The sequence below is a fragment of the Kitasatospora sp. NPDC006697 genome (genome assembly GCF_042869935.1).
Lineage (GTDB): Bacteria > Actinomycetota > Actinomycetes > Streptomycetales > Streptomycetaceae > Kitasatospora.
The window spans coordinates 35,264-53,423 of sequence record NZ_JBIAGU010000031.1 but is presented as its reverse complement, the minus strand read 5'-3'; the positions used below and the strand labels follow the sequence as shown (position 1 = coordinate 53,423).

The following is an 18,160-nucleotide window of genomic DNA, read 5'->3' as shown; positions in this document are numbered from 1 at the left end:
CCGCTCGCACCGAGAACCGAGGCCGCCATGGCTGTGAAGGTGCTGCTCGTCACCGGGGACGCCGCCGAATCGCTGGAGGTGCTCTACCCGTACCAGCGGCTGCTGGAGGAGGGCTACCAGGTCGACATCGCCGCGCCCAGCCGCAAGAAGCTGCAGTTCGTGGTCCACGACTTCATCGAGGGCTACGACACCTACACCGAGAAGCCCGGCTACACCTGGCCCGCCGACCTGGCCTTCGCCGAGGTGGACCCGAGCGACTACGCGGCCCTGGTGATCCCCGGCGGCCGGGCGCCGGAGTACCTGCGCAACGACCCCGAGGTGCAGCGGATCACCCGCCACTTCTTCGAGGCCGAGAAGAGAGATCAAATCGGACTCCCAACACGGCAGGCTGGTTGTCATAGTCGAGGACGGCGACTTGGTACTTCAGTCGCTCACCGACTCGCTCCGGGACGGACTGGCCGGCTTCGGCGCCCAGATGCTGAGCGACGTAGCTGCTGGCTGGTCGCGCGCCGAAGACATCTTCTATGGAGCGCCCGATCCATACGACCTCGCGGACTTCCTTGTATCGATCGGCGTGCCGTCACCTCAGACCATCACGCGGCCGGGCAATCACCCGTTCAGGTAACTGCCCGGCCGCATGAAGATCGGCCCGCCGCTACCGACAGGACCTACCTGGGAGTTGCCGGCCCACTCAGGAAACCTGGATCAGGCCAAGTGGTCGAAGGCGCCGGCCTTCGCACCCGCCAGGAACGCGGCGATCTCGTCTCGGGTGTAGACGTGCGGGGTCTGCTCAGGACGCTTCGAGTCGCGCAGGGCCACCATGTTGCCGATAGCGCCGAACTCCACGCAGTTGTCGTTTCCGCCGCTGAACGGGCTCTTCTCCCAGGTGACACCGGAGAAGTCCAGTTCGGCGGGGTTGGGCTTGGTGGTGCTCACTTACAACTCCTTGATGATGCTGTTGATCAGGCTCCGGGTCTCGGGCGGGCCGAGGGCGCGGGCTCGCAGGTGGTCGAAGACCTCCGTGTAGCGGTCCACATCGGCTGATCCCTCGAAGTACACCGAGTTGGTCAGATTCTCCACCCACACCACGTCCGGATTGGGTTCGGGGAAGCCCATGAGCATGAAGGAGCCGTACAGTCCGGGGTGGAACCCGGCTGCGAACGGCAGCAGTTGCAGCGTGACGTTGATCCGCGGTTCGACCTCCAGCAGGTGCTCCAGCTGGCCCTTCAGGACGGCCGGCGAACCCTCGACCCGCCGTATGGCGGCTTCGTCGATCACCGCCCACAGCCTCGGGGCGCCCTCGCCCTCCAGTAGCTTCTGACGCTGCATCCGCACGTTGACCAGCGCGTCCACCTGCTTCGCATCCAGGTCCACGCGCATCTCGGCGATGACCTGCCGCGCGTAGTCCGGGGTCTGCAGCAGGCCGGGCATCAGCTGCGGCTCGTAGGAACGGAACGTCGTCGCGCTGGACTCCAAGGCCAGGTAGCCGCCGTACTGCGTGGTGTTGATGACGGCGGAGTACTTCTTCCACCACGGCTGGCGCTGGGCCTGGTCGGCGCGGACCAAGTCCAGGATGTCCTCCCGGACGGCCGGGTCGGTGACCTCGTAGCAGTCCAGCAGAGCCTTGACCAGAACCGGGCTGGTGCCCCGCTCTCCGGTCTCGATCCGGCTCAGCGACCCCTGGTTGACCTCGACAACCTTGGCAACCTCGGTCAGCGTCATCCCAGCTCGATCCCTCAACTCCTTGAGTCGGGCAGAGAGCTGACGGCGATACACCGACTGCGGAGCCGGGTTCCTCTTCCACGTCATGGCGCCAAGTGTCCACTGTCACGCAGGGCAGGACAACCAATCTGGGGAAATCTAACTGGGCATATTGCCCAATCCGATAGTCCGGGGGCATGCTGGCTAGCGGTAGCGAAGCGTGATGACATGATTGCGCTTCGTGGCATATGCCGTTGCCTTGCGTCGGTTTCCGGGGTGGATGCTCCCTGGGGCCGACGTGTCTGCCGACCCTCTGCGCGACCCGCGCCCGACGACCTCGGGCCGGTGCCCGCTTTTTCGACTGGGGAGCACGCCATGTACGAAGACCAGGTCCGCCCCGAGCCCACCGCAATCTCGCACGACCCTGTGCCCCCGGAAAACGTCGACGTGGCCGCCTGCGGCTTCTACCTCGTGCCCCGCCCTGGCGGCATCGCCGTGCACATGAGCGTCAGCGCCGAGCACCTGCACGCGATGCGGGCCCAGGTGTTCAAGGCTGTGGCCGGCGCGGGAGCGGACGAGCACCTGGCTGACTCGGCCCGGCTGGTGGCCAGCGAGCTGGTCGCCAACGCCGCGCGGCTGTGCGGTCCGTGGGCGCCGGTGGTCGTTCAGGTGGCGACCGACGAGGTCCATGTGACGGTTCAGGTGCACGACCCACAGTCTGCGGTGGTCCCCGAGCGCAAGGCTGAGTCACCAGATAACGCGCAGTTCGAGTCCGGACGGGGCCTGTGGATCCTCGATGTCCTCGCACCGGGCTGGCAGGTCGAACCCAGCCCGGTCGGCAAGCAGATCACCTGCGTTCTCCCGCGCGGAAAGCTCGCCGCCGCCTAATCGGCCCACCTCTCCCACCCCTGAGAACGGCACGACCGGTACCACACACCCGATTCCACGCGCCGCCCGGAGGATCCGCATGACTCTCACCCCACCCGCGCTGACCATCGCCGATGCCATCACTGTCCGCCCGGGTCAGCCCCTGTCTGGCACCGTGCAGGTGGACGGCTCGAAGAACGCCGCTCTGCCACTGCTGGCGGCGGCTGCCGCCACCCGCCTCCCGGTTCACCTGGACAACGTGCCCCGCAGTGCCGATGTGCAGGTCATGCTGACCCTGCTTCAGGAGTGCGGCTTCCGCCTCGCCCGGCCGGTCACCAACCCCACGGGAGTGGTGATCCTGCCCCAGGCGGACCGCATCGTGCCGCCCGATCTGCTCGCCGCCGCCCAGATCCGCGCCTCCTACTACCTCGTGCCCGTTCTGCTGGGCACCTGCGGGCAGGCGAAGCTGCCCTGGCCCGGTGGCTGCTCGATCGGTGACCGGGGCATGGACCTGCACTTCAAGGTCTACGCAGCCTTCGGCGACAGGATCCTGGTCGACGACACCGGGTACCGCGTGATCGCAGCGGAGACGCCGTCTGAGGAGGTGAGGGTCTCTCTGCCGTTCCGCTCGCGGGGCGCGAGCGTGGCCGCTGTCCTGCGCGCTGTGGTCGGCGGCCACCGGCTGTTGCTGGACAAACCCAACCTCTCACCAGAGTTCACCGGGATGTGCCGGGCACTGAGCAGGGCCGGGTGGCAGGTCGACCTCGGGGAGGCAACGCTGACCGTCGCACCGTTGACCTGTGCTCGGGTGGAGACGGTCGCGTGGATCGTGCCTGGCGACAAGGTCGAGGCCGGGACGCTGGCCTGCGCGATCGCCGCCACCGGCGGCAGCGGGAGGATCGAGGGCGTCCGAGGCGAAGATGTCGCTCCGGTGGTGGAGGCCCTTAACTGGCTGGGAGTCTCGGCCTCCTTCGAGCCTGGCGCCCTGGTCGTCCACGGTGACACCCAGCCCACCGGCCGGCCCCTTCGGGCGGTCGCCTCGCTCGCCCCCGACGGCCTGGACGCCGACTTCGAGCCTGCCTTGATGGCACTGGCCCTCGGACTGCCGGGCACGCACGTGTTCGCTGATTCCATCAACCCCGGCCGCCACGGCAACTTGCTGCCCCAACTCTCCCTCCTCGGTGCCGAGATCGAGGGCCTCTCACCCACCCAGTGCCGGCTGACCGGCCCGCAGCGGCTCACCGGGGCTGCCGTCGAGGCCACCGACATCCGAACCGGCTCTGCCCTGCTGGTCGCCGCACTTACCGCTCGCGGCACCAGCACGGTGACCGGCTTGAGCCAGTTGCGACGCGGGCACGCCGACCTCCCCGCCAAGCTCCGCGCCCTCGGCGCCGACATCGCCATGGTCGCCCGATGACCGGCACCCGGACACTCAAGCGAATCGTGGCGACCACTGACGTCCACTCCGGCCTCGCCCGGCCTGCCCCGATGCTCGCCCACCTCCACCATGCACGCAGGACTTCACTCGTGGTGGACTGCGGCGACTTCTTCGAGGGCACCGGCTACTACCGGCTCGGCGGCGGCACCGTAGAGCGCCAGATCCTGCTGTCCCTCTACGACGTGCTCACGCCGGGCAACCACGGCTGGACCCACCACTTCGAGCCCGGATTACGCGAGCTGACAATGTGCGCGAACGCGGTCGACGACGCCACCGGCCGGCACCTGTTCCGGCGTCTGCATCTGGCAGAAATCGGTGGGCGTCTGGTGGCTTTGACCGCCGTCATCGGCCCGCAGGCGTTCGCTGCCATCCCGCTCGGCCAGCGGGCCGGGCATCGTGTCACCGACCCGGCTCGCGCGCTGGTGGAACTTCTGCTGACCCACCACCACGAGGTCGACGCCTGGATCCTTCTCTCACACTCGGGCTTCGAGGAGGACTTACAACTCGCCGACTCCTGCCCATTCCTGGACGTCGTCTTCGCCGGGCACTGCCACAGCGATCACTACGGTCCCGAACCGGTCGGCAACACCCTCGTGGTCAAGGGCGCCGAACTCGGGCAAGGGTACGCAGTCGCCGAGCCCGTCGACGAGAGCTGGGCCGCCCGCACCTGCCGATTCCCCGACACCGCGCAGGTACCCGATGAGCTGACGGCGATCACTCGTCAGATCGACCTGCTCCGTGGACAGCTGGCCTCACCAGTCGGGCGGGTGGCCGACCGGTGGCGCAGGGAAGTGCCCGACCGACGGACGCTGCTGACGGCGACCGCGAACCGTCTGTGCACCGGTCTCGGAGCCTCCGCCGTGATCCTCAACGAGACCGCTCTTCGACCCACCGAACTGGGCGAGACCCTGCACCTGTCCGACCTGCTGACCATCGAGCCATTCGACAACCAGCTCGTCCATGCGCCGCTGCCCGACGCCCTCGAGCGCGACCTACCCAGCCTCCTGGCCCACCTCACCGAGCGTGCCGGCCCGCTCGTCACGGCCCCCGACCCGCTTCCCGAAGACCTCCGCAGCGTGCTGACCACCGACTACCTCGCCGAGACACTCCTGAACGGCCGAGGGCACGAGGCCGGCCTGCGGCTCGGCCAGGCCATCCGCCGCGTCCTCACTGACTGCAACGAGGGAGAGTCGAAGTGATCCTTACCGGTCCCGAGATCACCGCCGCTGCCCGTGACGGGCGGGTGCGTATCGCCCCGTTCGAGGAGGATCAGGTCAACCCCAACAGCTACAACGTCCGTCTCGGCCGTACCCTGCTGACCTACAGCGATCCGGTCATCGACGTCCACCGTCCCAACCCCACGAAGACGGTCGAGATCGGAGACGACGGCTATGTCCTCCAGCCCGGTGAGCTCTACCTCGGCCACACCGTTGAAGAGGTCGGCTCGGACACCTTCGTCCCGCTGTTGTTCGGCCGCTCCTCGGTCGGCCGACTCGGACTGTTCGTCGAGATCACCGCCCCCATCGGTGACATCGGCTTCCACGGTCAGTGGACCCTGATGCTCAACCCGGTCCGCCCGCTGCGGGTCTACCCGGAGATGAAGATCGGGCAGATCATGTTTTTCGTCTCCGTCGGCCCCGTCGACCTGTACGCAGGCAAGTACCAGTCGGCGCTGGGACCGCAGCCCTCCGGCTACTGGCGCGACCAGACCACCGTCCGGGCGGTGGTTTCGTGATCCTCACCGGTCCAGCGATCGCTGCCGCCGTCGCGGCAGGCGAGATCGCCATCGACCCGTTCGACCCGGCCCGTCTGTCCCCGAACGCCTACGACTGGCGGCTCGGCGCGACCTTACGCATCTGCGACGGCGATCTGGACGCCGCTGCCCCCACCTCCTTCGAAGAAATTACGATCCCGGAAGACGGCCTGATCCTGCGACCGGGAGTGCTGTACCTCGGCCTCACCCTGGAGCGAACCGGCTCGGAGCGGTACGCACAGATGCTCAACGGCGACCGCACCACCGGCGCCCTCGGCATCTGGGTCCACGTCTCCGCCCCACTCGGCCATGCCGGACACGCGATCCGCTGGACGCTGGAGATCCGCGCCGCCAAGCCCGTACGCGTCTACCCCGGTATGACCTTCGGGAAGGTGATCTTCCTGCAGACTTTCGGCGCCCCGGCCAGCTATCAGACCCACGGCCGCAAGTACGCGGCTACCGACGGCATCGATATCTCCCGCCTCTACGAGGAAATCCGCAGAGGCACCCTGTGAGCCCCACACCGGGTCCTCTGGTCGCCACCGCGCTCGACCTGCCCGCCGGTAGCCCCGGTGGCAGCGTCGAACTCTTCCTCGACCTCTACACCGGCCCCCAACCCCTCATCCCTGGACGCGCGTTCATGCTCGCGCCGCCCGGCCGCCGACCACGCGTCCCGGCCGGACTCGACCTACTGGCGGTCGCCGGCAAGTGCCTCGAAAGCCCCGCCTTCAGCATCTACGTCGCTGCTCTGCGGCGATCGCTCGCCGCCGTAATCAACCCGAGCCGGATCGACGTGCTGCACCTCCAGCACCTCGCGTTTGGTGCAAGTCCGGCGTTGCTCAGGGCCCTCCCCCGACACCCCCGCATCGCACTGGTCCACGGCACCGATCTGCTCTTCGCCCAATCGCACCGCGATCAACTCCGTGTCCTGCGCGAGACCGCACGAGCAGCCAATGCCATCGTGGTCCCCACCAGTGCGATGGCCGACCACCTGATCAGCCTCGCGCCCACCATCGACCGCCGGAAGATCACCCAGATTCCCTGGGGGATCCCCGGCCGCCTCCTGGCCCACCCGCCGGCCAGACCCACACGAACCCGCACCGGCCATCTGCGACTGATCTACGCCGGACGCCTCAGCGCCGAGAAGGGCGTCGAATCCCTGGTCAAAGCCCTGACCCTCGCGCCTGGTGTCGAACTGAGCATCGCCGCCCCGGTCGGCCAGTTCCACGCCCTCACTCCGCTCCTGCGTCAGCTCGGCGTCCATGCCCGCTATCTCGGCTGGCTGACCCGCCCTCAGCTCTGGCAAGCGTTCGCCGAACACGACGCCCTCGTGGTGCCCTCCACCACCCTGGAAGCCATGGGCCTGGTCGCCCTCGAAGCCCAGGCCTGTGGCCTGCCCGTCCTCTACAAACCCGTCCCCGGCCTGCGCGAAGCCCTCGCGGACTCCGCCCTGGCCACCAACCTCGCCGACCCAGTCACCCTCGCCCGCGACCTCACTCGTCTGCGGACCGAACCGGACCTGATCCCCGCCCTGCGAGCCGCCGGCCTGCACAATGCGGCCCGCTACCCACTCAGTACCACCGCCGCCGCGCTCAACGCCCTCGGCACACAGTTCGGGTGACGGCCCGTGCCGCGCCCGACCCCGCCCCGGATACGTCACTACGCTGAACGGCGGGACACCCCAACGGCGAACAGGGAGACCATGGCGCTCAATACCGACCGCATCGAGCAACTCCTGCACGACGGCTACCGCGACAAGGTCTACCCCGGCGCGGTCTGGGCCGTCGGCGACGCCCACGGCACCCACGCCAGCGGCGCGATCGGCGTCCTCGACCCCGATCAACCGGACGTACCGATGCGGCTGGACACCGTCTTCGACGTCGCCAGCCTCACCAAGATCCTCGCCGTCTGGTCCTCCATCGGCGCCCTCTGGGAGGACGGCAACCTCCCACTCGACGAACCACTCGGCACCTTCTGGCTCGAGGTCACCGGCCACCCACTCAGCCAGGTGACAGCACGCCAGCTCCTCACCCACACCGCAGGCGTACCGCTGCGAGCCAACCTCAAGAACCTCTACGGCACCAACTCCGACGCCGTACGCAGCGGCGTCCTCCACGAGGAACTACACCGCCCACCCGGCGAAGCCGTCGAGTACACCGACCGAGCAGCCCTCATCCTCGGCTACCTCGCCGAACACCTCTCCGGCCAGCCCCTCGACCAACTCGCCCAACAGCGAACCTGGACACCCCTCGGCATGACCAACACCCGCTTCGGTCCGCTGCCCACCGAAATCACGGCCAACTGCGCGCCCACCGAGCTAGACCAGGACACCGGAACCCACCTCAAGGGCACCGCCCACGACTTCTCCGCCCGCCTCCTCGGCGGCGTGTGCGGCATCGCCGGCGCCTTCTCCACCCTCGACGACCTCGCCCGCTTCCTGCAGTACATGCTCGACCCCACCACCGCAGGCACAGCACCGGGCTTCGGTCCAGGCTGGACCGAAGCGTCCTTGACCGTGCAAACCGGCGATCTCGCCCCCGTCCGCGGCCTGTTCTGGCACCCCGCCCCCGACACCGACCCCGCAGACCGCACCTATGTCCACTACGGTTTCACCGGCACCGGCCTGTGGATCTCGCCCAAGCGCGGCACCTGGGCGGTTTTGCTGACCAACAAGCTCTACTACAGCCGCGACCGCGAACCACTGACCGCCGTCCGCAACACCTTCCGCCGACTCGCGTTCACCTGAAATCGGATCAGAGCGCCAGGCCTGCTCCCGGGCCGCCAGAACAAGGATGAGAACTCACAGTCCCAGTGCGGTCTTCACCGCGACGCCAGATACGAAGCCGCCTTTGAGATGCCACGACAGGCGGCTCCCAACAGCATCCCTGCTCGGACCCGTCAACGGCGGGCCACAGCACTATTACGATCCGGTGGAGTCTGCTTACTGCACGTAGTGTGTCGGTCGGGTCCGGTAGCGTGACCATCGTGCCTGCCGATGAGCTGATGGTTCCGCCCTCCGTTCCATAGGCGCCACCGCCGTACCGGCCAACAAACTTCATGGTGCGCCTGACCAGGACGGCAGCGATCCCGTCTTGCCGAGAGTGCACCGACGGCGTCAAGTCCCCAGCTGCAGACAAGCGCATGGAGCATGAGTGAGCGATCACCGGAGCGAGGTCCGTAACAGCACGATCGTCGCGCTGGACGAGAAGGTCTCCAAGGGGAACTATCACAAGTACCTCAAGCGCGTGATCTTGAAAAAGGTTCGCGGGTTCGTAGACCGTGAGATCACCTTTGACTTTCCCGTGACCGCACTGGTGGGGCCGAACGGCGGCGGCAAGACCTGCTCGGCGCTGCCGCGCTTATCTACAAGGACGTCCAACCGAAGCGCTTCTTCGCCAAGAGCGGCAAGTACGACAGCAGTATGAAGGACTGGTCCGTCGAGTACGAGATCATCGACAAGGATCTCAACAAGCGGGTCTCCGTGGCGCGTACGGCCAGCTTCAAGCAAGCAAAATGGAACCGGGCAGCTGTGGACCGTCAGGTTCTGCTCTTCGGGGTAGAGCGGACGGTTCCCGCGACCGAGCGCCGTGACCTGGTCAAGGCCGTCGGCAGCAAGTTCGCCGCAGCACAGGAGATTGCCCTCTCCGACGAGGTCGGCAAGTACGTGGCTCGAATCCTCGGCAAGCCCATCGACGGTTTCAGTCAACTTTTCGTCGACGCTGGTGGTCGGGTCACCCTGTTCACGGGCCGCACCCGACACGGCGAGCAGTACTCAGAGTTCCACTTCGGGGCAGGCGAAGCAAGCGTGATCCGCATCATTGCGGAGGTGGAGGCAGCCCCGCCCGGAGTCATGATCCTGATTGAGGAGATCGAGAACGGCCTCCACCCGGTGGCGACGCGACGCATGGTCGAATACCTGATCGACGTCGCGCACCGCAAGGCGTGTCAAGTCATCTTCACTACCCATTCGAACGACGCCCTCACCCCACTCCCGTCCAACGCCATCTGGGCCGCCTTCAACGGGGAAGTCCTGCAAGGGAAGCTGGACATCAATGCCCTGCGAACCATCACCGGTCAGATCGACGCCAAGCTGGCCATCTTTGTGGAGGACAGCTTTGCTGAGCTCATGGTGATGACGGCATTGAGAAACCACGGCGGCATCGAACTCGATGCCGTCAAAGTCCACGGGATGGGCGGGGCAGGGCCCGCCATCAAGGTGAACGAGCAACACAACCTCGACCCAACCATGGCCTTCCCGTCCGTCTGCCTGCTCGACGGCGACCAGGCAGACAAAACGGACGCGACGAATGGCATCTACGCACTCCCAGGCACTGCCGAGCCCGAAGCTCACATCTTCGACTCCATCTGTGAGAAACTCGACACCGTCGCAGCGAAGCTGACACTGTCCATGCAGCTGCCGTTGAACCAACAAGATCGCGTAGCCCGAGTGGTACGAGAGCGGGCTCTTACCAACACGGATCGCCACGTCATCTGGACTCAGATCGGCGCGGATCTTGACTTCACTTCAGCTCATACTGTCGCAACTGCATTTCTGACCATATGGGCCCAGGAGTATCCCCACGAGGTGGAGGCGATGGTCGACCAACTCGGTGACGCACTCCCTAAGCGAACCCGATAGGCGCACGCTGCGGGCACTGCCTCTTATTCGATGTCAATACCGCATCGCTCACCCGTTACTACACGCCAGTCCCCAGCAGGCGCCGTGCTGGGACTGGGATGGGACTGGCAGAGGCAGCACCCCCCCGCACCCCCTGACATCGGGCGACACCCAGAACCGCCCGCCAGTTGCACAAACCGACCTGGACGACACCTGATAGCCCCCGCCGACACCGCCCGACACCCGGTCCAGCTGACTCTTAATCAGCGGGTCCGGGGTTCGAGTCCCTGGCGGCGCACCGACACCCGAAGGGCCCCTCGCAACTGCGAGGGGCCCTTCGGCGTTCGCGTTTCGCCCCGGTGGCGCTGGGCATGCAGGAGCCTGGGTGCGTGATCACTCGGTCACGCTGCGCTAACCAACGCTCCGCTCGCACCGAGAACCGAGAATCGAGGCCGCCATGGCTGTGAAGGTGCTGCTCGTCACCGGGGACGCCGCCGAATCGCTGGAGGTGCTCTACCCGTACCAGCGGCTGCTGGAGGAGGGCTACCAGGTCGACATCGCCGCGCCCAGCCGCAAGAAGCTGCAGTTCGTGGTCCACGACTTCATCGAGGGCTACGACACCTACACCGAGAAGCCCGGCTACACCTGGCCCGCCGACCTGGTCTTCGCCGAGGTGGACCCGAGCGACTACGCGGCCCTGGTGATCCCCGGCGGCCGGGCGCCGGAGTACCTGCGCAACGACCCCGAGGTGCAGCGGATCACCCGCCACTTCTTCGAGGCCGAGAAGCCGGTCGCACAGATCTGCCACGGCCCGCAGATCACCGCCGCCGCCGAGGTGCTGGCCGGCCGCACCACCGCCGCCTACCCCGCGCTGGAGCCGGACGTGAAGGCGGCCGGCGCCACCTACCAGGACGGTGCGGCGGTGGTGGACGGCGTGCTGGTCTCAGCCCGGGCCTGGCCGGACCACCCGTCCTGGATGCGCGCCTTCATCGAGGTGCTGCGCACCAAGGCGCCGGCCGGCGGCGAATGACCGCTCAGTAGGACTGCAGCTCGATCAGCCGGCCCTCCGGATCACGCAGGTGCGCGGTACGGAGGTTCGGCCCCCAGTGCGGGCGGTCGGTGGCCGGGGCCACCGCCGTCCCGCCGTGCGCCAGGCAGTGCGCGAGCGCCGCGTCCACGTCAGCCACCCGCAGCGTCAGCATCGTGGCATCCGAGGCCGGCGCCCGGACCTCGCCCAGCACCTCGGCCAGCCCGGCCCGAGCCAGCAGCGAGAGCACCGCCTGGTCGCCCAGGTCCCAGGTGGCGTACGGCCCGGCGGCCTCGCCCTTCTGCCGGACCGCGCCGGACAGCTCGGGCAGCACCGCGTCGTAGAAGCGGAAGCAGGCGGGGAAATCGGCCACCAGCAGGCGGGGGTAGAGCGCATCCATGGAACCCTCCCGAGAATCAGTGGGTGTGGACCATTCATGGGTCGCGGCCCACTATTGGTGGGCACCCTACACTTTCCCCATGCAGACCGTGCCGCCGAGCCTGCTCGACCTCACCAGCTTCCTGCTCGCCCGCACCGGCCGGACCGCCCGCGCCCGGCTGGCCGCCCGGCTCGCCGAACGGCAGCAGCGACTGTGGCACCTCGCGGTACTGGCCGCGCTGGCGGACTTCGGCCCGCAGGTGCAGCGCGAGCTCGCCGAGCGACTGGCGATCGACCCCAGCGACCTGGTCAGGGTGCTGGACGACCTGGCCGGTGCCGGGCAGGTCGAGCGGACCAGGTCCGCCGCCGACCGCCGGCGGATCCAGGTGAGCCTCACCACAGCGGGCCGCGACGCGCTGGCCGAGCAGCTGGCCCAGGCGCGTGCCGTGCAGCAGGAGGTACTGGCCCCACTGGACCCCGCCGAGCAGGCCGAGCTGCACCGGCTGCTGCTGCGGATCGAGGCCGGCCGCCCCTGCTGACCGCCGCCGATTTCGGCATCCGGCCGCTGATCAGGTAATGTTCACCGCGTTGCACGGGCGCCGCTAGCTCAGTTGGTTAGAGCAGCTGACTCTTAATCAGCGGGTCCGGGGTTCGAGTCCCTGGCGGCGCACACCAACGGAAAAGGCGTTCCTCCCTCGGAGGAACGCCTTTCCGGCTTGATCGGAGACGCCCATGAGCCTCCTCGACTCGGTGCGGAGCCGGCGGCTCCCGGCCTGGCCGGCCGACCTGCTGCTGGTGGTCCCCGCCCTGCTGGACGCCCTGCTCAACTTCCCGCCGCCGCGCGACTGGCACTTCTGGATATCGGCCGCCTCGGCCGTGGTGCTGGTGGCCCGCCGGCGGTTCCCGCGCACCGTGCTGCTGCTCAGCCTGCCCGGCCTGTACGCGGGCAACGCGCTGGTCGCGCCGATGATCGCCGCCTACACGGTGGCCCGCAACGACCTGCCCTCCTGGCAGAAGCGCGGCACCGCGCTGGCCGTGGTGCTGGGCAGCTTCCTGCCCTGGCCGATCGACTACCTGACCAGGGAGAGCGCCAGCGACATCACCCAGCACCTGATCTACGGCGCCATGCTCGGCACCGGCCCGGTGGTGCTCGGCCTGCTGGTGCGGACCCGGATCGACCTCTCCCAGCGGGTGGCCGAGCTGGCCGAGCTGCGCGACCACGAGCGGCGGCTGTACGCCAAGACCGTGCTGGCCGAGGAGCGGGCCCGGATCGCCCGGGAGATGCACGACGTGGTCTCCCACCAGGCCGGCCTGATCGCCGTGCAGGCCGGGGCGCTGCAGGTGACCACCAAGGACCCGGTGACCCGGGAGACCGCCGCCACCCTGCGCGGGCTGGCGGTGGCCACCCTGGAGGAACTGCGCTCGATGATCCTGGTGCTGCGGGCCGCCGGGGCCGGGCCGACCGAGCTGGTGCCGCAGCCCCGGCTCGCCGACCTGGCCCGGCTGGTGGCCGCCGCCGAGGTGGCCGCCACCCTGCGCTTCGAGGGCCTGGACCCGGCCGGGCGGCAGCTGCCCGAGCCGGTCGAGCGGGCCGCCTACCGGACCGTGCAGGAGGCGCTGACCAACGTGCGCAAGCACGCGCCGCAGGCGCCGACCGAGGTGGTGGTGCGGGTCGAGCCGGACTGCCTGCGGGTGACGGTGCGCAACCAGGCGCCGTTGCCGGGCGCCCCGGCACCGGAGCTGCCGGGCGGGCACCACGGCCTGGTCGGGCTCCGCGAGCGGGCGCAGCTGCTGGGCGGGCGGATCAGCGCGGAACCGACGGCGGCGGGCGGGTTCGAGGTGGCGCTGGTGCTGCCGGTGCCGGCACCCGGAGGCGCAACTCATACCGAAAGGGGACAAAGGTCCCTACCGGGTGCCGAAATGTCCCCGGCAGGCTGACACGGTTCACCTGTTCCTCCGATCGTCCGGCCGCGTGTGCACCGACCGGCACGGGGCTCGCAGAAAGGCCTGGTCCCGTGCCGCGACCGACCTCCGCCCCGTCCCGGCTCCGCCGGCTGGTCCACTCGGGAAGGCCGCGGCGCAGCGGGCGGCGCCGGCTGGTCCCGACCTGGCGGTTCGCGCTCTTCTCCGGCGTCGCGGTGGTGCTGCTCACCGCCGGCTTCCTCGCGCTCGGCCTGGCCCTGGTCAAGGTGCCGGACGCGCACGCCGCCGCGGTCGCCCAGCGCAACACCTGGCTCTACCGGGACGGCACGGTGCTGGCGCAGACCGGCGGGACCAACCGGCAGAGCGTCACCCTGGACCAGGTCTCCCCGGAGGCCCGGCACGCCGTGCTGGCCGCCGAGGACCGCGGCTTCTACCGCGAGGGCGCCGTCAACCCGGGCGCACTGCTGCGGGCGGGCTGGAACACCGTGACCGGCAAGGGTGCGCAGGGCGGTTCGACGATCACCCAGCAGTACGTCAAGAACGCCTACCTGAGCCATGAGCGCACGGTCGGGCGCAAGGTCCGCGAGCTCTTCATCGCGCTCAAGGTGGATGCCACCCTGGACAAGGACCAGATCCTCACCGAGTACCTGAACACCAGCTACTACGGCCGCGGCGCCTACGGCATCCAGGCCGCCGCCCAGGCCTACTTCGGCGTGGACGCGAGCCGGCTGGACGCGGCCCAGGGCGCCTACCTGGCCGCCCTGCTCAACGCCCCCTCCGCCTACGACACCGCGACCGCCACCGAGGCCGGCAAGAAGGCCGCCGCCGCCCGCTGGGCGTACACCCTGGACGGCATGGTGAAGGAGGGCTGGCTCTCCGCCGCCGACCGCGGCGCGCTCTCCTTCCCCGACGTGCGCCCGCCGCAGCCCGCGCTCGGCACCACCGGCCAGGCCGGCTACCTGATCGACGAGGCCAAGGCCTACCTGGCCGCCAGCGGACTGGCGGACGAGGCGGCGCTGGCCAAGGGCGGCTACCGGATCACCCTGAGCATCGACAAGGACCGGCAGGCCGACCTGCAGAACGCGGTGGCCCGCCGGCTCACCGGCCGGCTCGACCCGAAGGCCCGCCCCGGCGACGCCGACGTGCAGGCCGGCGCCGTCTCGGTCGACCCGGCCAGCGGCGCGGTGCTGGCCATGTACGGCGGCGCCGACTACACCTCGCACTTCGTCAACAACGCCACCCGGCGCGACTACCAGGCCGGTTCGACCTTCAAGCCGATCGCGCTGGCGGCGGCGCTGGAGAGCGGCGCGAGGACCCAGGACGGGCGCGCCATCACCCCGGACACCCGCTACGAGGGCGGCAACCGCCGCCCGGTGCAGGGCGGTCCGGCCAGGCAGCCGTACGCGCCGCCGAACGACGGCGAGCGCGACTACGGACAGATCACGCTGCGCCAGGCCACCGACTGGTCGGTCAACAGCACCTTCGCCCAGCTCGGCCAGGACACCGGGCTGGAGAAGGTCCGGCAGACCGCCGTCGCGCTCGGCCTGCCGGCCGGCACCGGCGACCTGGCCGCGCTGCCCTCGATCCCGCTCGGCGTCTCCACGCCCAGCGTGCTGGACATGGCCGGGGTCTACGCCACCCTCGACAACGACGGCAAGCGCACCGAGCCCTGGCTGGTGCGGTCGGTGCGGCACGACGGCGCCGAGCTCGCGCTGCCCGCGCACCGCACCGAGCAGGCGGTCGGCGAGCGGACCGCCCGGCAGGTCACCGACATGCTGCGGGGCGTGGTCTCCGACCCGGGCGGCACCGGCCGGCGGGCCGCCGAGCTGGGCCGGCCGGCGGCGGGCAAGACCGGCACCACCGACGGGAACCGCTCCGCCTGGTTCGTCGGCTACACCCCGGAGGCGGTGACGGCCGTGGCGATGTTCGGCGAGCAGCAGGGCACCGGCAACCAGGTCACCCTGGCGGGCGCGGCCGGCGGTGGGCGGGTCGCGGGCGGGGGGTACCCGGCGGCGATCTGGACGGACTACATGAAGGCGGCGCTCAAGGGACAGCCGGTGCGGGACTTCCCCGGGGCGGCGCCCGCGCGCGAGACGCCGAGTGCGGACGCCGGCAGCGCACCCGCCGGCTCGAAGGCCCCGAGCGCACCCACCGCGTCGTCCGCGCCGTCGGCTTCGTCCACGCCCACCCGGGCGCCGGAGCCGTCCTCCTCGCCGACGCCCGCGCCGCGGCCGAGTGCGACTCCTGTTCTGACGCCGACGCCCACCCCGGTGCCGACACCCACACCCACGCCTACGCCGTCGCCTTCGCTCGAGCCGTCCCGGACGTCGGACCGGCCGACTTCCGGTGCCGTACCGACGCCGCGGCCGAGCAGCGGCGGCGAGGCGGCGGCCTCGGAGACCGCGGTGCTGGTGCCGACCCCGGTGGGGTGATTCGCCCGCTCTGCCGATCTTGTTCGCTTGCTGGCAGAATGCCCCGATGCGCAGCACCACCCTGACCGCGCCCGCGGCCTCCCGCCGGGCCGTCGGCCTCACCCTCGCCCTCGTCTCCGCCTTCTCCTTCGGCGGCTCCGGCACCGCCGCCAAGCCGCTGATCGAGACCGGCCTCGCCCCGCTCCAGGTGGCGTGGCTCCGCGCCACCGGCGCCGCCCTGGTGCTGCTCCCGCTCGCCTGGCGGCACCGGGCGATCGTGCGGGAGCGCCCCGGCCTGCTGCTCGGCTTCGGCCTGCTGGCGGTGGCGGGCGTGCAGGCGGGCTACTTCGCGGCGATCTCCCGCATCCCGGTGGGCGTGGCGCTGCTGATCGAGTACCTGGGTCCGCTGCTGCTGCTCGGCTACGTCCGGGTGGTGCAGCGCAAGCCGGTCACCCGGCAGGCCGCGCTCGGCGCCGGGATCGCCGTCACGGGGCTGGTCTGCGTGGTCCAGGCCTGGCAGGGCCTGCGCTTCGACGCACTCGGCGTGCTCTTCGCACTGGGCGCCGCCTGCTGCCAGGTCGGCTACTTCGTCCTCGCCGACGCGGGCAGCCGCGGCGACCGCCCCGCCGACCCGCTGGGCGTCAGCGCCTACGGCCTGCTGATCGGCTCCCTGGCCCTGACCGTGATCGCCCGCCCCTGGGAGGCCGACTGGTCCCGCCTCGGCGGCTCCGCCGTCATGGCCGGCCACCACATCCCGGCCCTGCTGCCGGCGGCCTGGATGGTGCTGGTGGCGACCGTGCTCGCCTACCTCACCGGCGTGGTCTCGGTCCGGCACCTCTCGCCGCCGGTCGCGGGCGTGGTGGCGAACATCGAGGCGGTGGTCGCCACGGTGACCGCCTGGATCCTGCTGGACGAACACCTGGGCACCCCGCAACTGGTCGGCGGCACCCTGGTCCTGACGGGCGCCCTGGTGGCCCAGTCGGCCCGCGCGCCGGAGGCGGGGGCGGCGCAGGCGGTGCCGGCGGAGGCGGGTGTCGGGGTGCCCGTGGAGGCGGAGCGCTGCTGAGGAGAGCATCTGATCCGCAGGACCGGCCCTGAGCGCCCGTCCCCCGCGGCTCGGCACCACGCCATGCCCTGGCCTCGGGGCGCCGTCAGACGGCCCCCTTGCGCGGCGGGTCGACCGGCGGGCCGGTGGGCGGGGGCGGGTTGCGCGGGCCCGGTGGCGGCGGCGGGACGCCCGGGAGGCTGGTGGGGGATCCGGAGGGTTCCTTCTGCGGGCTCATCTCGCTCTCCTGGCCGTCGGCAGTGACCGGGAACGGGGGGTGCGGACGGCGCCGGAGCCGCGTGGGACCGCGGGTGCCCCGACGGCTTCCGGGCCAGGTCGGCCCGGGGGTACCGGACGGCGGGGTGTGGCTCATCGCACTGCCTCTCGTTCGGCCGGAGGCCATCATGACCACAGGCCGGGCGACGGCGGGGCGGAAAGCCCGCAGCGCACCTGAAGGAGCGACAGCGGCGGCGGCTCAGCTGCCCGAGGCGTCCTTCGCGATCGCCTCGTGGTGCCGGATGACCTCCGCGATGATGAAGTTCAGGAACTTCTCCGCGAACACCGGATCCAGGTGCGCCCCCGCGGCCAGCTCCCGCAGGCGCTCGATCTGGTCGCGCTCGCGGGCCGGGTCGGCGGCGGGGAGGCGGTGCTCGGCCTTGAGGCGGCCGACACGCTGGGTGGCCTTGAAGCGCTCCGCGAGCATGTGGACCACGGCGGCGTCGATGTTGTCGATGCTCTGGCGCAGGCCGGACAGCTCGGCACGGACCTCTGGGTCGATGCCTTCGAGGGTGGCGGGCTGCTCGCTCATGGGTTTCTGCTCCGGTCGGCGGGGGCGGTCGGGCCGGGCAAATGTAACAGGAGGGGGTCGTGCGGGAGGTCGGGTTTCGCTGGAACGTCCGGCATGTGGACCCGGCCACCGAGTGGAGCAGTCCGGTTGCCCTCCGTCACCGCCGGGCCGATCCTGGCCGCACGAGGTCACCACTTACCCCCAGAGAGGCC

At 70.1% G+C, this 18,160-nt stretch carries 18 protein-coding genes, 1 tRNA gene and 1 pseudogene; 16 read left to right on the top strand and 4 right to left on the bottom strand.

The features are described 5' to 3' along the window. Positions 1 to 27: 27 nt before the first annotated feature. Positions 28 to 357, top strand: a pseudogene (locus ACFYNO_RS32290) (DJ-1/PfpI family protein); the annotation flags it as partial. 348 nt (positions 358 to 705) lie between these two features. Here the strand turns inward: ACFYNO_RS32290 and ACFYNO_RS32285 are convergent. Both ACFYNO_RS32285 and ACFYNO_RS32280 read right to left on the bottom strand, forming a co-directional pair. Next, positions 706 to 936 carry a DUF397 domain-containing protein gene (locus ACFYNO_RS32285; RefSeq protein ID WP_388020815.1) on the bottom strand — a complete coding sequence of 77 codons (231 nt, stop codon included), beginning with the start codon at positions 934 to 936 and terminating at the stop codon, positions 706 to 708. Next, entirely contained in the window at positions 937 to 1,809 is an 873-nt protein-coding gene (locus ACFYNO_RS32280; protein WP_388020812.1) for a helix-turn-helix domain-containing protein, read from the bottom strand. Between the two features lie 267 nt (positions 1,810 to 2,076). Between ACFYNO_RS32280 and ACFYNO_RS32275 the strand changes: the two genes are divergently transcribed. From ACFYNO_RS32275 to ACFYNO_RS32230, 10 genes are all read left to right on the top strand, one after another. Beyond that, on the top strand, positions 2,077 to 2,589 hold the full coding sequence (locus ACFYNO_RS32275; protein WP_388020809.1) for an ATP-binding protein: 513 nt from the start codon (positions 2,077 to 2,079) through the stop codon (positions 2,587 to 2,589). 79 nt (positions 2,590 to 2,668) lie between these two features. After that, positions 2,669 to 3,985, top strand: a complete 1,317-nt coding sequence (locus ACFYNO_RS32270; RefSeq protein ID WP_388020806.1) for a UDP-N-acetylglucosamine 1-carboxyvinyltransferase — start codon at positions 2,669 to 2,671, stop codon at positions 3,983 to 3,985. Next, a complete protein-coding gene (locus tag ACFYNO_RS32265) occupies positions 3,982 to 5,205 on the top strand; it encodes a metallophosphoesterase (RefSeq protein WP_388020803.1) in 1,224 nt (407 codons plus the stop codon). Before ACFYNO_RS32270 ends, ACFYNO_RS32265 begins: the two co-directional genes overlap by 4 nt. After that, the gene (dcd, locus tag ACFYNO_RS32260) at positions 5,202 to 5,741 is read left to right on the top strand and encodes a dCTP deaminase (RefSeq protein ID WP_388020800.1); all 540 of its coding nucleotides are present in this window, start codon (positions 5,202 to 5,204) and stop codon (positions 5,739 to 5,741) included. Before ACFYNO_RS32265 ends, dcd begins: the two co-directional genes overlap by 4 nt. Then, positions 5,738 to 6,274, top strand: coding sequence for a deoxycytidine triphosphate deaminase (locus tag ACFYNO_RS32255; RefSeq protein WP_388020797.1), 537 nt, complete (start codon positions 5,738 to 5,740; stop codon positions 6,272 to 6,274). Before dcd ends, ACFYNO_RS32255 begins: the two co-directional genes overlap by 4 nt. Beyond that, positions 6,271 to 7,380 carry a glycosyltransferase family 4 protein gene (locus ACFYNO_RS32250; protein WP_388020794.1) on the top strand — a complete coding sequence of 370 codons (1,110 nt, stop codon included), beginning with the start codon at positions 6,271 to 6,273 and terminating at the stop codon, positions 7,378 to 7,380. The genes ACFYNO_RS32255 and ACFYNO_RS32250 overlap by 4 nt, the downstream gene beginning before the upstream one ends. Positions 7,381 to 7,461: 81 nt before the next feature. Next, positions 7,462 to 8,505, top strand: coding sequence for a serine hydrolase domain-containing protein (locus ACFYNO_RS32245; RefSeq protein ID WP_388020791.1), 1,044 nt, complete (start codon positions 7,462 to 7,464; stop codon positions 8,503 to 8,505). Between the two features lie 406 nt (positions 8,506 to 8,911). Beyond that, positions 8,912 to 9,184, top strand: coding sequence for an AAA family ATPase (locus ACFYNO_RS32240; protein ID WP_388020788.1), 273 nt, complete (start codon positions 8,912 to 8,914; stop codon positions 9,182 to 9,184). Then, positions 9,181 to 10,398 carry an AAA family ATPase gene (locus ACFYNO_RS32235; protein ID WP_388020785.1) on the top strand — a complete coding sequence of 406 codons (1,218 nt, stop codon included), beginning with the start codon at positions 9,181 to 9,183 and terminating at the stop codon, positions 10,396 to 10,398. Before ACFYNO_RS32240 ends, ACFYNO_RS32235 begins: the two co-directional genes overlap by 4 nt. Before the next feature lie 436 nt (positions 10,399 to 10,834). Beyond that, complete coding sequence (locus ACFYNO_RS32230; protein ID WP_388020782.1) at positions 10,835 to 11,407, top strand: DJ-1/PfpI family protein; 573 nt, start codon at positions 10,835 to 10,837, stop codon at positions 11,405 to 11,407. A 4-nt stretch (positions 11,408 to 11,411) separates the two neighbouring features. Here the strand turns inward: ACFYNO_RS32230 and ACFYNO_RS32225 are convergent, their stop codons facing one another. Further along, positions 11,412 to 11,804: a VOC family protein gene (locus ACFYNO_RS32225; protein WP_388020780.1), complete on the bottom strand. Its 393-nt coding sequence runs from the start codon at positions 11,802 to 11,804 to the stop codon at positions 11,412 to 11,414. Between the two features lie 79 nt (positions 11,805 to 11,883). On the opposite strand from ACFYNO_RS32225, the gene ACFYNO_RS32220 reads away from it, so the two are divergent. The 5 genes from ACFYNO_RS32220 (at position 11,884) to ACFYNO_RS32200 (ending at position 17,182) form a co-directional block, all read left to right on the top strand. After that, positions 11,884 to 12,321 carry a MarR family winged helix-turn-helix transcriptional regulator gene (locus ACFYNO_RS32220; protein WP_388020778.1) on the top strand — a complete coding sequence of 146 codons (438 nt, stop codon included), beginning with the start codon at positions 11,884 to 11,886 and terminating at the stop codon, positions 12,319 to 12,321. A 57-nt stretch (positions 12,322 to 12,378) separates the two neighbouring features. Further along, positions 12,379 to 12,452, top strand: a tRNA-Lys gene (locus tag ACFYNO_RS32215). Positions 12,453 to 12,514: 62 nt separating this feature from the next. Next, on the top strand, positions 12,515 to 13,720 hold the full coding sequence (locus ACFYNO_RS32210; protein ID WP_388020776.1) for a sensor histidine kinase: 1,206 nt from the start codon (positions 12,515 to 12,517) through the stop codon (positions 13,718 to 13,720). 77 nt (positions 13,721 to 13,797) lie between these two features. Continuing rightward, positions 13,798 to 16,137 carry a transglycosylase domain-containing protein gene (locus tag ACFYNO_RS32205; protein ID WP_388020774.1) on the top strand — a complete coding sequence of 780 codons (2,340 nt, stop codon included), beginning with the start codon at positions 13,798 to 13,800 and terminating at the stop codon, positions 16,135 to 16,137. 46 nt (positions 16,138 to 16,183) lie between these two features. Next, positions 16,184 to 17,182: a DMT family transporter gene (locus ACFYNO_RS32200; RefSeq protein ID WP_388020772.1), complete on the top strand. Its 999-nt coding sequence runs from the start codon at positions 16,184 to 16,186 to the stop codon at positions 17,180 to 17,182. Positions 17,183 to 17,636: 454 nt separating this feature from the next. Here ACFYNO_RS32200 and ACFYNO_RS32195 read toward each other — a convergent pair whose 3' ends face one another. Next, positions 17,637 to 17,969, bottom strand: a complete 333-nt coding sequence (locus ACFYNO_RS32195) for a chorismate mutase (protein ID WP_388020769.1) — start codon at positions 17,967 to 17,969, stop codon at positions 17,637 to 17,639. Between the last annotated feature and the right edge of the window lie 191 nt (positions 17,970 to 18,160).

What these genes read in the sequence shown, in the direction of transcription:
- ACFYNO_RS32280 (WP_388020812.1), bottom strand. Translation starts at nt 1,809, where the DNA reads ATGACGTGGAAGAGGAACCCGGCTCCGCAGTCGGTGTATCGCCGTCAG.
- ACFYNO_RS32275 (WP_388020809.1), top strand. Translation starts at nt 2,077, where the DNA reads ATGTACGAAGACCAGGTCCGCCCCGAGCCCACCGCAATCTCGCACGAC.
- ACFYNO_RS32270 (WP_388020806.1), top strand. Translation starts at nt 2,669, where the DNA reads ATGACTCTCACCCCACCCGCGCTGACCATCGCCGATGCCATCACTGTC.
- ACFYNO_RS32265 (WP_388020803.1), top strand. Translation starts at nt 3,982, where the DNA reads ATGACCGGCACCCGGACACTCAAGCGAATCGTGGCGACCACTGACGTC.
- ACFYNO_RS32245 (WP_388020791.1), top strand. Translation starts at nt 7,462, where the DNA reads ATGGCGCTCAATACCGACCGCATCGAGCAACTCCTGCACGACGGCTAC.
- ACFYNO_RS32235 (WP_388020785.1), top strand. Translation starts at nt 9,181, where the DNA reads ATGAAGGACTGGTCCGTCGAGTACGAGATCATCGACAAGGATCTCAAC.
- ACFYNO_RS32230 (WP_388020782.1), top strand. Translation starts at nt 10,835, where the DNA reads ATGGCTGTGAAGGTGCTGCTCGTCACCGGGGACGCCGCCGAATCGCTG.
- ACFYNO_RS32225 (WP_388020780.1), bottom strand. Translation starts at nt 11,804, where the DNA reads ATGGATGCGCTCTACCCCCGCCTGCTGGTGGCCGATTTCCCCGCCTGC.
- ACFYNO_RS32220 (WP_388020778.1), top strand. Translation starts at nt 11,884, where the DNA reads ATGCAGACCGTGCCGCCGAGCCTGCTCGACCTCACCAGCTTCCTGCTC.
- ACFYNO_RS32210 (WP_388020776.1), top strand. Translation starts at nt 12,515, where the DNA reads ATGAGCCTCCTCGACTCGGTGCGGAGCCGGCGGCTCCCGGCCTGGCCG.
- ACFYNO_RS32200 (WP_388020772.1), top strand. Translation starts at nt 16,184, where the DNA reads ATGCGCAGCACCACCCTGACCGCGCCCGCGGCCTCCCGCCGGGCCGTC.
- ACFYNO_RS32195 (WP_388020769.1), bottom strand. Translation starts at nt 17,969, where the DNA reads ATGAGCGAGCAGCCCGCCACCCTCGAAGGCATCGACCCAGAGGTCCGT.